Source organism: Bailinhaonella thermotolerans, from assembly GCF_003594875.1.
Taxonomy (GTDB): domain Bacteria; phylum Actinomycetota; class Actinomycetes; order Streptosporangiales; family Streptosporangiaceae; genus Bailinhaonella; species Bailinhaonella thermotolerans.
This window is the reverse complement of sequence record NZ_QZEY01000006.1, coordinates 172,545-183,971: the sequence shown is the minus strand read 5'-3', so window position 1 is coordinate 183,971 and position 11,427 is coordinate 172,545. Positions and strand designations below refer to the sequence as shown.

Annotated in this window: 10 protein-coding genes; 5 read left to right on the top strand and 5 right to left on the bottom strand. The window is 74.3% G+C overall.

Annotated elements, in window-relative coordinates; all coding sequences use genetic code 11:
* Positions 1 to 49: 49 nt before the first annotated feature.
* A complete protein-coding gene (locus D5H75_RS18515) occupies positions 50 to 949 on the bottom strand; it encodes a serine/threonine-protein kinase (RefSeq protein ID WP_119927724.1) in 900 nt (299 codons plus the stop codon).
* Positions 936 to 2,801: an HsdM family class I SAM-dependent methyltransferase gene (locus D5H75_RS18510; RefSeq protein ID WP_242454345.1), complete on the bottom strand. Its 1,866-nt coding sequence runs from the start codon at positions 2,799 to 2,801 to the stop codon at positions 936 to 938. The genes D5H75_RS18515 and D5H75_RS18510 overlap by 14 nt, the downstream gene beginning before the upstream one ends.
* An 83-nt stretch (positions 2,802 to 2,884) precedes the next feature.
* Here D5H75_RS18510 and D5H75_RS18505 point away from each other — a divergent pair, with 83 nt between their 5' ends.
* Both D5H75_RS18505 and D5H75_RS18500 read left to right on the top strand, forming a co-directional pair.
* Positions 2,885 to 3,691 carry a PP2C family protein-serine/threonine phosphatase gene (locus tag D5H75_RS18505; protein ID WP_119927722.1) on the top strand — a complete coding sequence of 269 codons (807 nt, stop codon included), beginning with the start codon at positions 2,885 to 2,887 and terminating at the stop codon, positions 3,689 to 3,691.
* A gap of 152 nt (positions 3,692 to 3,843) precedes the next feature.
* Complete coding sequence (locus tag D5H75_RS18500; RefSeq protein ID WP_119927721.1) at positions 3,844 to 4,518, top strand: TetR family transcriptional regulator; 675 nt, start codon at positions 3,844 to 3,846, stop codon at positions 4,516 to 4,518.
* Positions 4,519 to 4,552: 34 nt separating this feature from the next.
* Here D5H75_RS18500 and D5H75_RS18495 read toward each other — a convergent pair whose 3' ends face one another.
* Positions 4,553 to 5,944, bottom strand: coding sequence for an aminopeptidase P family protein (locus D5H75_RS18495; protein WP_119927720.1), 1,392 nt, complete (start codon positions 5,942 to 5,944; stop codon positions 4,553 to 4,555).
* A gap of 31 nt (positions 5,945 to 5,975) precedes the next feature.
* Between D5H75_RS18495 and D5H75_RS18490 the strand changes: the two genes are divergently transcribed.
* On the top strand, positions 5,976 to 7,268 hold the full coding sequence (locus D5H75_RS18490) for an acyltransferase family protein (RefSeq protein ID WP_119927719.1): 1,293 nt from the start codon (positions 5,976 to 5,978) through the stop codon (positions 7,266 to 7,268).
* Between the two features lie 154 nt (positions 7,269 to 7,422).
* Here D5H75_RS18490 and D5H75_RS18485 read toward each other — a convergent pair whose 3' ends face one another.
* Positions 7,423 to 8,196 carry a GntR family transcriptional regulator gene (locus D5H75_RS18485; RefSeq protein WP_119927718.1) on the bottom strand — a complete coding sequence of 258 codons (774 nt, stop codon included), beginning with the start codon at positions 8,194 to 8,196 and terminating at the stop codon, positions 7,423 to 7,425.
* A gap of 247 nt (positions 8,197 to 8,443) precedes the next feature.
* Positions 8,444 to 8,650 (bottom strand): hypothetical protein, encoded by a 207-nt coding sequence (locus D5H75_RS18480; protein ID WP_119927717.1) that lies wholly within the window; start codon positions 8,648 to 8,650, stop codon positions 8,444 to 8,446.
* 261 nt (positions 8,651 to 8,911) lie between these two features.
* Here D5H75_RS18480 and D5H75_RS18475 point away from each other — a divergent pair, with 261 nt between their 5' ends.
* Together D5H75_RS18475 and D5H75_RS43185 are read left to right on the top strand one after the other, a co-directional pair.
* Positions 8,912 to 9,568 (top strand): LppX_LprAFG lipoprotein, encoded by a 657-nt coding sequence (locus tag D5H75_RS18475; protein ID WP_202638281.1) that lies wholly within the window; start codon positions 8,912 to 8,914, stop codon positions 9,566 to 9,568.
* A complete protein-coding gene (locus tag D5H75_RS43185; protein WP_242454343.1) occupies positions 9,565 to 11,256 on the top strand; it encodes an MFS transporter in 1,692 nt (563 codons plus the stop codon). Before D5H75_RS18475 ends, D5H75_RS43185 begins: the two co-directional genes overlap by 4 nt.
* The last annotated feature ends 171 nt before the right edge of the window (positions 11,257 to 11,427 follow it).

The following is an 11,427-nucleotide window of genomic DNA, read 5'->3' as shown; positions in this document are numbered from 1 at the left end:
ACGGCACGCGCCGCCGTACGGCATGAGCCGGGCTTCCGGCGGCGGGAGGTCAGTCGCAGGGGAGGACCCGGCCGAGGACGCGGGCGTACATCCGCCCCGGGCTCGGGACCGAGGGCGGCGTGAGGAACCCCGGCAGCATGGGCAGGTCCACCGCGAACGGCTGGAGCCGCTCGAACAGCGACCCGGCGTCGGGGGGCCGGTTCTCCGGGTCCTTCTCCAGCAGGGCCGACAGCAGCCGGTCCAGCTCGGCCGGCGCGCCCGGGACGCGCGGCGGCGGCTCCTTGACCTGCTTCTCGAAGATCGCGTACGCCGTGGGCCCGGTGAAGAGCTGCCGCCCGGTGAGCATCTCGTGCAGCACGCACCCGAGGGCGTACAGGTCGCTGCGCGGCCCGGCGACGCCCCGCTGGATCTGCTCGGGGGCCATGTAGGCGGGGGTGCCCAGGATCTGCCCGCTGCGCGTGAACTGCGCGACGTCGGTCTCGCGCAGCATGGCCAGCCCGAAGTCCAGCACCTTCACCCCGCCGTCGGGGCACAGCATGAGGTTGGTCGGCTTGAGGTCGCGGTGGCAGATCGACAGCGAGTGGGCGGCGGCCAGCACGGCGCACGCCTGCGCGGCGATCGCGGCCGCCCAGGGCACCGGCAGCGGGCCGTGCTCGCTCACCAGGTCGGCGACCGTCACGCCCTCGATGAACTGCATCACCTGGTACAACCGGTGCTCGAACATCCCGAAGTCGTACAGGATGGGCGCGCCCGCGTGCTCCAGCCGGGCCAGGATCCGGGCCTCCCTGATGAACCGGCGTTCGAGCTCGGCGTCGCGCCCGCCCGGGAGCTGGAGGAACTTCACCGCCACCCGGCGGTCGAGGTGCTTGTCGTGGCCGCCGTAGACCGCGCCCATGCCGCCCTGGCCGAGCGGGAGCTCGTCCAGCTCGTATCGGTCAGCGATGAGCATGCGGGACCTCGGGCCGGCTTCTCGGCCGCAGATGGCCGTCGATCAGACCGTCAAAGCCTAGCCGGACCAGCGTCCGCCCGAGTTCGGCGCGCCGCCGCACCTCGTCCTCCAGCGCCGCCAGCCGCCGGAACGCCTCGCCGTACGCCCGCTGCCCGCGCAGGCTCAGCCGGGGCACGCGGGTCCGGCGGGCGTCCAGGCGGCTGTGGCTGACGTTGGGCCGCAGGTCGGCCGACCGCAGGAACCCGGCGAGGAAGTGGGCGTCCAGCCGCTCGGGGTCCACCCGGTACAGCGTCAGGTTCGGCCCGAGCACCGTCCCCGGCTCCAGGTCCTCGCCCAGCACCCGCACGTGCCCGATCGGCGAGGCCACCACGTCCCCGGCCCGCAGCTCAGTCAGCCCCGAGTCGTACGGCGCGCGCCCGGTCGGCGTCGTGCCCTCCACGAGGTCGTCGGCCAGCAGCACCGGCGTCTCGCCGTCCCCGGACGGGGGCCGCACGGGGGAGTGGTGCACGGTGACGAGCCCGGCCTTGGCCAGCTCCCCGATGGTCGTCGTCGGCGGGCGCTGCGGCTCGTCCAGCACGTCCAGCTCCGGCGGCCCGGCCGAGGGCGCGGAGAACGCCTCCAGCGCCGCGGCGAAGTCCGCCCCCAGGTCGGGTCCCCGCTCGCGCAGCCGCTGCCGCGCCGGGCTCAGGTCCACGTCGTCGTCGAGGAGTTCGATGATCCGTACGGCGGGCGGCGCCTCGGGGTCGGCGAGGTACGCCTCCCACGCGGCGGGCACCGCCGAGAGGTCCTCCGCCTCCATGAGCAGGATGTGCGAGCGGGGCCGCTCGCCGGGCACGGGCCGGCGCAGCAGCCACAGGTCGGGCCCGCCGCCGGGGAGGGTCACGACGGCGCGCAGGGCCCCGGCCCGTAACAGGTTGGCGCGGATGCGGCGGCCCGGGCGGCGGCCGGCGGCGGCCGTGGGCATGAGGATCGCGACGAGCCCGCCGGGGCGCACGTGGGCCAGGCAGTGCTGGACCCAGGCCAGCTCCGGCTCGCCGCGGGGCGGGGTGCCGTACTCCCACCGCGGGTCGCCGGTCAGCTCGGCGTGCCCCCACGCGCGCTCGTTGAAGGGCGGGTCGCACACGACGGCGTCGGCGAGTTCGCCGTCCAGAGCGTCGTCACGCAGCGAGTCCCCGGCGACGATGTGCGCCTCCAGCCCGGCCAGGCGCAGCCGTACGGCGCTGATCAGGGCCGCCGCCTCGCCCAGCTCCTGGCCCAGGGCGCGGGCGGGACGGCCGCCGGGCGCGCCCTCGGCGAGGAGCAGGGTGCCGACTCCGCAGGCGGGGTCGAGCAGCGTGCCCCCGCCTGCGGGGAGGGCCAGCCTGGACATGAGCGCGGCGGTGGGGGCCGGGGTGACGAAGAGCTGGCGGGAGTGGGCCTCGGCGTAGCGCTCGCAGAGGAACTCGAACGCCTCCCGGTGGCCTCGCTCCTCGGCGAGGTCGGTGAGCAGCCGGGCGAGGCCGGGGTCGTCGAGGTCGCCCGGGTCGCCGGGCAGGCCCTTGCGCAGGGCCGGGTCGCGCAGGCCCAGCAGGAAGGCCCCGGCGCGCCCGACGAGGTGGCCGAGGCGCAGGTCGTCGCCGGAGGCGCGGAGGCGCTGCCAGGCCAGATCGGCGTCGGACAGGCGGTGTCGCTTGCCGTTGCGGCGCAGCCAGTCTTGAATCTCTCGCAAGGAGAACAGCGGGCTGGACGCGGTGCCCCCGACAGGACGGGGGAAGTCCTCGTGCCGCCTGCGCCAGTTGCTCACCGCGGCGCGCCCCACGTCGGCCAGCCGGGCGATGTCGCCCGCGTTCACGGTGGGGTCCTGGTTGCTCACCACTCCCACCCTAGGGGATCGCGTGCGAACGGTCCACCAAGTCTCTGCTTGTGAATTCATTCAACCAGTGGTTCACTTCCACCATGACAGACAACGGGCTGCTTGAGCTTCGCTACGCCGTCGGGTCCGACACCGGCCTCCGCCGCGAGCTGAACGAGGACTCGGCCTACGCGAGTCCCCGGCTGCTCGCGGTGGCCGACGGGATGGGCGGGCACGCCGCGGGCGAGGTGGCCAGCTCCGTTGCCGTGGCCGCGCTGTCCGACCTGGACGACGGGCTGCCCGAGGACCTGGGCGGGGTGGACCTGATCGCCGCGCTGTCGGCCGGGGTGGCCGACGCCTCCCACCGGCTGAAGGACCTGGCCGAGCGCAACCCGTCCCTCGAAGGCATGGGCACGACGCTGACGGCCGTGCTCTGGCACGACGGGCGCATGGCGCTGGCGCACGTCGGGGACTCACGGGGATACCTCCTGCGCGACGGGAAGCTGTACCAGATCACGCGGGACCACACGCTGGTCCAGTCGCTGGTGGACGACGGGCGGATGGACCCCGAGCGGGCGGCCGAGCACCCCCGCCGCTCGATGCTGATGCGGGCGCTGCAGAGCACCGGCTCGGCCGAGCCGGACCTCGTGATGCGCACCGTGGTGCCCGGCGACCGCTACCTGCTCTGCTCCGACGGCCTGTCCGGCGTCGTCCAGCCCGAGACGCTGCACGAGATCCTCACCGACGTGGACGACCGCGAGGAGGCCGTCCGCAGGCTGATCGAGCTGGCCAACCAGGGTGGCGGCCCCGACAACATCACCTGCGTCGTCATCGACGTCGTCGAGGTCACCCGCCCCGCCCCGCACACGGGCGAGAAGAGCCTGGCCGGCGCCGCCGCCAACCCCCGCTGACCGCCCGGCCGTACGGCGGGCGCCCGCCCCGGGCGTCCCGCCGTACGCCCCTGGACGGCGGAGGGGGCCTCCGACGAGATCGGGGAGTCCGCTCGCGGGCGCGCGCGGGACCGTATGATGCGCGTGCATTAGACGTCGAGGGCGGGGGAGCGATGCGGACCGGGGAGCGCGGAGGACGGGCCGGCGGGGGCGCGGGGACGCGCGAGCGGCTGATCGCCGCGGCGGAGGAGCTGTTCGCCGAGGAGGGCGTGGACGCGGTCAGCCTGCGCGAGATCGTGCGGGCGTCCGGGGCGCGCAACGTGACGGCCCTGCAGTACCACTTCGGCGACCGCGAGGGCCTGGTCGCGGCCCTCCTCGCCAAGCACCACGCCGGCGTGGACGCCCGCCGCCACGCCCTCCTGGACGCCGCGCGGGACCCCTCCCTGCGCGACCTCGCCGCCATCCTGGTCCGCCCGCTGGCCGCGAAACTCGCCGACACCGACGGCGGCCCCGCCTACCTGCGGATCCAGGCCGAGCTGATGAACCGCGCCCGCCCCTGGATCGACCCGGCCGCGCTGGACGACCCCTCCAACAGCATGTACCGCTGGCGCATGATGGTCGCCCCCCACCTGACCGAGGACGCCCTCAGGCTCCACCGCCGCTTCGTGGCCTACCGCTTCACGGTCGGCGAACTCGCCCGCCGGGCCCGCACCGCCCCGCACACCGACGACCGCCTCTTCACCGAGCACCTCATCGACCTGGTGACCGCACTCCTGGCCACCCCGCCCAGCCCCGAGACCCTCCGCCTGGAGGCCGAGAAACAGGCCGGCCGCCCCCCGGCGCCGTGACCGGGGGGGCGCGGGCTTCCTCTGCTCAAGGGGCTCAGGGGAGGAGGTCGGCCATCCAGGACTCGATCTCGTCGGGGTGGCGGGGGAGGGCGCCGGACATGAGACGGGCCCCGTCGGCCGTGATGACCAGATCGTCCTCGATGCGGACGCCGATCCCGCGGAGCTCGGCCGGGAGGGTGAGGTCGTCGGGCTGGAGGTAGAGGCCGGGCTCGACCGTGAGGACCTGGCCCTCCTCCAGCACGCCGTCCAGGTACGCCGAGGCGCGGGCCTGGGCGCAGTCGTGGACGTCGATGCCGAGCATGTGGCCGCTGCTGCACAGGGTGTACCGGCGGTGCAGGCCCGAGTCCGGGTCCATCGCCTCGTCCGCCGAGATCTTGAGGACGCCCCACTCGCGCAGGCCCTCGGCGATGACGCGCATCGCGGCGAGGTGGAAGTCGCGGAAGCGCGCACCCGGCCGCAGGGTCGCGATCGCCGCCTGCTGCGCCTCGTACACCAGCTCGTAGACCTGCCGCTGCACCGGGCTGAACGTGCCGGAGACGGGCAGCGTGCGGGTGATGTCGGCGGTGTAGAAGGAGTCGGTCTCGACGCCCGCGTCCAGCAGGAGCATGTCCCCGCGCGGCAGCGGCCCGTCGTTGCGGATCCAGTGCAGCACGCACGCGTGCGCCCCGGCCGCGGCGATCGTCTCGTAGCCGACGCCGTACCCCTCCAGCCGGGAGCGCAGCCCGAACACGCCCTCGACGTACCGCTCGCCGCGCGGGTGCCGCGACGCCTCGGGGAACGCGCGCACGACGTCCTCGAACCCGCGCACGGTGGCGTCCACCGCGTGCTGCAGCTCGGCGACCTCGAACTCGTCCTTGACCAGCCGCATCTCCGACAGGAACGTGGTCAGCTCCGCGTCCTCCCCGGCCACCCGGGCCGGCGCCTTCGCGTCGAAGGAGTCGATGTGGGCGCACGCGATGCCGTACATCGCCTCGGCCTCGGCCAGGTCGGGACGGCGCCCCACCCAGAACTCGCCGTACCGCCGGTCGCGGTAGAACTCCTGCCCGTCGCGCGGCGACCGGGGCCGCATGAAGAGCGTCGCGTCCCCCTCCGGCGAGATCACCAGCACGTCGTCCGGCTCCTGCGCGCCGGTGAGGTAGGCGAAGGCGCTGTACGGCCGGAAGCGGTAGTCGCAGTCGTTGCTGCGCACCTTGAGCCCCCCGGCGGGGATGACGAGCCGTTCTCCCGGGAAGCGCGCGGCCAGCGCGGCCCGGCGCTTGGCGGTGTACGGCGCGACGCGGACGGTCTCGACGTCCGGCGCGGTGGTGTCCGCCCAGCCCGTCATCATGAAGTCCGCCAAGGCCGCGGGCACCGGCAGATCATGGCTTCCGGTGTTGAGACGCTCGTTCACCCGAGCCCACCCCCTCGTTCTGTGCAGTCGGGACATTTTAGGCGTGTCCGGCAATATTCTTGGGCGGATGGCGACGAGCACGCTGCCGCGCGGAGACGCGCGGCCCCAGCCCCCCGCGCCCCGCCGGCTCGCCTGGCTCGACGCCCTCCGCGGCGTCGCCGCGCTGATCGTGGTCTTCGAGCACTCGATCGACCCGCTCTACCCCGAGATGTTCTCCATCAGCAAGCCGTGGTTCGACGCCGGCAAGTGCGGAGTGCTCGTCTTCTTCCTGGTCAGCGGATACGTGGTCCCGGCGTCCCTGGAGCGCCGCGGCGACGTGCGCGCCTTCTGGACCGGCCGCCTCTTCCGCCTCTACCCCCTCTGGCTCGTCGCGATCGCCGGGGCGATCCTCCTCGCGGTCACCGGCCTGGACCCCATGGGCCGCGACATGACCGACCGCCCGGACGTCACCGTCCTGGCCCACCTCACCATGCTGCAGGACATGCTCCGCGTGCCCAACGCCCTGAACGTGCTGTGGACCCTGTCCTTCGAGATGGTCTTCTATCTGCTGGTCACGGCCATGTTCGTGGCGGGCGTCCACCGGCGCAGCGCGGAGACGGCCTTCGCCTTCGCGGCGGGAGCCCTGGCCCTGGGCGCCGTGCTCCCCGCCGCCTGGATCTCCCGCACCCTGGGCGTCTCCTGGACCGTGTACGGCGTGAGCGCCCTGATGGCGGCCGGCATGGTCCTGCTGCTCCGCGAGCGGACCCGGCGGTACGGCGCGGCGGTGCTGGGCGTGCTGGCACTGACCCTGCTGGCGGTGAACAGCCGGGTCGGGGTCTGGGAGGCGTTCCTGATCCTCGCCACCATGTTCTCCGGCACGGCCCTCTACCGGCTGGAGCGGGGCACGCTGCCCAAGTGGCGGGGCGTCCCCCTGGTGGCGGCCGTGCCCGTCCTGTCGGTGGCCGCCGCGATCTGGCTCTCCGCGGGCTGGTCCCTCACCGACTCCGACCGCGGCGTGTTCCTGTGGACCTGGTCCAGCGCGGTGGTCGTCGCCTGGGCGGTCTTCCTGGCGGGGATGGCCCTCCGCGGCCGCGAGATCCCCCGCGTCCTCACCTGGCTGGGCATGATCAGCTACTCCGTCTACCTCCTCCACCCCCTCGTCATGGAGACCTTCGACGGCCTGATCGCCGACCCCGCGGCCCTGCCCCTGTCCCTCCGCCTCGCCTTCGGCGTCCTCGCGCTCCTGGTCCTGCTCACCGCCAGCGCGGCCGCCTACCGCTGGATCGAGGCCCCCATGCAGAACCTCGGCCGCCGCCTCTCCCGCCGCCCCGCCCCGCCCGCGCCCCACCCGATCCCCCCGGCCCCCCGCCCCGCCCCCTGACGCCGTACGGCCACCGCCCCGTCCCGTCCGGTGCGGGCCGTACGGCCGGCGGGCGCGCCGCGACGGCCGTACGGCGGGCGCGAGCCGTACGGGCGTGCGGCGTACGGGCGTGCGGCGTACGGGCGTGCGGCGTACGGGCGCGGACGGCGGGGGGTCAGGTCGCGGGCGGGACCTGGCCGATGTCGTAGACGAGGTGGTTGCGGTCGGCCGCGTAGACGGTGACGATCAGGCGCAGCGGCCTGCCGTGCTGGTCGAAGCCGACGCGGGTCACGCCGATCATCGAGATGCTGCCGTCGTCGGGGATCCGGAAGAACATGCTCTCGATCTTGTTCGGGGGGCGGGCGATGAGCCGGTCCCGGAAGCCGGTCTCGCGCAGGTCCAGGGTCTCGTCGAGGTACCGGGACACCCCCTCGCGGATCGGGTCGGCGACGCGCAGGCGTTCGGCGCCCTCCTCGACGAGCCGGTGGGGGTAGAAGGTCGTGTGCAGGGAGCAGGGCCGCCCGTCCACCATGCGCTGCTGGTGCCGCAGCACGACCAGCTCACCCTCCCCGATCCGCAGCCCCGCCGCGACGTCGGCGTCGGCCTTCTGGATCTCCACGCGCGGAGTGGTGAGCGTGCTGTCGCGTCCCTGGAGGCGGCTGTCCTCCAGGTAGGGGTCCGTCTCGCCGCCGCCTGGACCCGTGGCCGTCATCGTGACGACGAAGGGGTCGACCGTCTCGGCGACGAACGTGCCCCGGCCTGCTCGGGATTGGACCAGGCCCCTGGTCGAGAGCCATTTCAGGGCGTCGCGGACGGTGTTGCGGGAGGCGTTGTACCTCGCCCTGAGCTCCACCTCGGGCGGGAGCAGGGCCCCGGGCCGCCACTCGCCTCTCTCGATCTGCTGCTGGAGGTCTTCGGCGATCTCGCGCCACAGCGGCTGGGCACCCATCGGGAGCTCTCCCACCTATCCCAACGACCCTGATAATCGGAAGTCTAGCCATCGGAAGGGATGATTCCGGATGAATCGGTAACCATGCTCCGGGGGCATTCGGAAGACCTCGGCGGCCGGGGGCGCGCGGGGCGGGCGCGAAGTGTTTCCCCTGCCTATGACGGCGGCGGCATAGGCAGAGGCGGCGCCTGGGGCCCGATGTGTGAGCCCTTCCGCGGGAAGGCGCGAGTGCCATTCGGGCATGAGGTCAGGCGCGACGGCGGGGACCGCGGTGGACGCGCAGCCCGAGAAGTCGCCGCGTCCCACTGAGGAGAGGGCCGAGAGGCTCGTGATCGAGCTTCCCCGCCTCCTTCGCCGTGGCATCCTCCCTGCGGATCCCCCATGCCATGACCAGCATGAGGGCGGCGAAGAAGCCGATTCCCGCCGCGAGCGCGTGGCTGACGAGGAAGTGCATGCGGGCCCCTTTCCATCGCTCCTTAAGCGAGCGCTGGCATGGGGCCTCCTAGTGGGATTGTCCATCCTGTCCCAACATTTGGGGTAAGTGGGGTTTTTCCGGGATTCGCGGCTTCTAAACATGGTCGTCCGCAGTCGTCCCCGGTTCCGGCGGCCGGGCGGAGCGGCCGGTTAATTCGTCAAATCGATACGGGTGGGATGCGGCGGGGGATCGGAGCGGGTCGTTAGCATGCCGAGCATGTCGGGTATCAGGGTTCGCTTATTGGGGCTTGTCCTCGCCGTGACCGCGATCGCCGGGTGTTCCCCGGGCGGGGGCGAACGCCCCGGGGAGACGCTGCCGCCGGCGGGGGATCTGCTGAAGAAGTCGGCGACGGCCATGAGCGGGCTCAAGTCGGTCGGGTTCCGGATCGAGACCGAGGGGGAGGCGCCGGTCCCGCTCAAGCGGGCCGAGGGCAGGCTCGCCGCCTCCGGCGACGCCCAGGGGTCGCTGCAGATGGACCAGCTCGGGCAGCGGATGGAGATGGAGTTCGTGGTCGTCGGGGACGACGTGTACTTCAAGGGGCCGACCGGCGGCTACCAGAAGCAGCCCCGGCAGCTCACGACCGCGATCTACGACCCGGCGGCGATCCTCGACGCCGAGCGGGGCGTGCCCAAGCTGCTCGCCACCGCCACGAACGCCAAGACCGCCGCCAGGGAGGACGTCAACGGGCGGCCGGCGTACCGCGTGAACGGGACCCTGGCGCAGCAGACGCTGGGCGCGCTCGTGCCCGGGATCACCGCGCCGATCACCGGCGACATGTGGATCGACAGCGCCGACAACCGCCTGCTCAAGGCGAAGCTGCCGGTCGCGCCGGGCGCGGTGGTCGTGCACTTCAGCGACTTCGACGCGCCCGTGGACATCAAGGCGCCGGCCGGGTGAGGGGCGCCGGCGGGGTGAGGGGCGGGCGGCCCGGGGTCGCGATCACGGTCGGCGGGGTGGCGGTGCTGCTGGCCGCGCTCGACGCGTACGTCGTGGTGACCCTGCTGATCGACATCGTGCGCGACGTCGGCGTGCCGGTGAACCACCTGGAGCGCGCCACTCCGGTCGTGACCGGCTTCCTGCTCGGGTACGTCGCCGCGATGCCGCTGCTCGGGCAGCTCTCCGACCGGTACGGCCGGCGCCCGCTGATCCACGCGTGCCTCGCCGGGTTCGCCGCGGGGTCGGCGGTGACCGCCCTGGCCACGGCGATGCCCGCGCTCGTCGCCGGGCGCGCGCTCCAGGGCGTCGCGGGCGGCGCGCTGCTCCCGATCACGATGGCGCTGGTCGGCGACATGTTCGACGAGCGCCGCCGTCCCGTCATCCTCGGCGCGGTCGGCGCGGCGCAGGAGCTCGGCGCCGTCCTCGGCCCGCTGTACGGCGCGGGCCTGGCCGCCCTCGTCGGCTGGCGCGGCGTCTTCTGGGTCAACCTGCCGCTCGCGGTGGTCGCCGCCGTCGCCGTGCACCGCGCCGTCCCGCCCGGCAGGCCCGCCGCCCCGTCCCTGACCCAGCCCCCGCCCGCGTCCCCGGCCGAGTCCCGGCCCGCGTCCCCGGCCGGGTCCCGGCCCCCGTCCCCGGCCGGGTCCCGGCCCCCGTCCCCGGCCGGGTCCCCGCCCGAGTCCCCGCCCGGGTCACGGCCGGGGGCGGAGTCGCCGTACGGCGGGCGCGGGCGCGTGGACGTCGTGGGCGGGGCGCTGCTGGCGCTCGCGCTGGGGCTGCTGGTCGTGGCCGTCTACAACCCCGAGCCGCAGCACGCGGTGCTGCCCTCCTGGGGGCTGCCGGTGCTGGCGGCCGGGGCCGCGGCGCTCGCGGCCTTCGCGGTGTGGGAGACGCGGTCGCGGGTGCGGCTGCTGGACCTGACCGGGGTGCGCCGCGCGCCGGTGTTCGGCGCGCTCGGCGTGAGCTTCCTGGCCGGGGCGGCCCTGATGGTCACGCTGGTGGACGTGCAGCTCGTCGCGCAGACGATGCTCGGCGAGGACGCCGTGGGCGGGGCCGTGGTGCTGGCCAGGTTCCTGGTCGCGCTGACGGTGGCGGCGGTGCTCGGCGGGGCGCTGGCCCGGCGGATCGGCGACCGGCCGACCGCGTGCTGCGGGTTCGCGATGGCCGCCGCCGGATACCTGCTGGTGTCGTCGTGGCCGCTGGCGGTGCCCGGCTGGCGGCTGACCCTGGACCTGGTGATCTGCGGCCTGGGCCTGGGCCTGGTGATCGCGCCGGTCTCGTCGGCGATCCTGCGCGCCGTGCCGCCCGCCCGGCACGGCGTCGCCTCCGCCGCGATCGTCGTCGCCCGCATGATGGGCATGCTCCTCGGCGTGGCGGCCCTGTCCGCCTGGGGCTTCCACCGGTTCCAGGCCCTGACCGGCCACCTGGACACCCCGCTCCCGTTCGGCGTGGACCCCGCCGACTACGCCCGCAGGCTGGCGGAGTACCAGCTCGCGGTGAAGACGGCCCTCCACACCGAGTACCGCGAGATCTTCCTGATCACCGCCGTCCTGTGCGCCCTCGGCGCCCTGGCCGCCCTGACCCTCACCCGGCGCGACCCCGCCCCGTCACCCGCGTCCCCGCAGGAGTCCGAGCCGGTCCCCCAGGGCTGACCCGCGTCCCCGCCGTACGGCGAATCGCCCTGGACGCTCCCGCCGTACGGCGGAGGCCCGGCGCTGTACCGCGAGGCGGGGGCCGGCGGTGCCGTACGGCCGGAGGAGCGGGGCCGTACGGGCGGGTCATCAGGGGCGGCGGGTCATCAGGGGGGATCGGGTCACCAGGGG

Excerpts from the sequence above, each read along its gene's own strand:
- D5H75_RS18515 (WP_119927724.1), bottom strand. The coding sequence starts at position 949 with ATGCTCATCGCTGACCGATACGAGCTGGACGAGCTCCCGCTCGGCCAG.
- D5H75_RS18485 (WP_119927718.1), bottom strand. The coding sequence starts at position 8,196 with ATGGGTGCCCAGCCGCTGTGGCGCGAGATCGCCGAAGACCTCCAGCAG.
- D5H75_RS18500 (WP_119927721.1), top strand. The coding sequence starts at position 3,844 with ATGCGGACCGGGGAGCGCGGAGGACGGGCCGGCGGGGGCGCGGGGACG.
- D5H75_RS18490 (WP_119927719.1), top strand. The coding sequence starts at position 5,976 with ATGGCGACGAGCACGCTGCCGCGCGGAGACGCGCGGCCCCAGCCCCCC.
- D5H75_RS18495 (WP_119927720.1), bottom strand. The coding sequence starts at position 5,944 with ATGTCCCGACTGCACAGAACGAGGGGGTGGGCTCGGGTGAACGAGCGT.
- D5H75_RS18480 (WP_119927717.1), bottom strand. The coding sequence starts at position 8,650 with ATGCACTTCCTCGTCAGCCACGCGCTCGCGGCGGGAATCGGCTTCTTC.
- D5H75_RS18505 (WP_119927722.1), top strand. The coding sequence starts at position 2,885 with ATGACAGACAACGGGCTGCTTGAGCTTCGCTACGCCGTCGGGTCCGAC.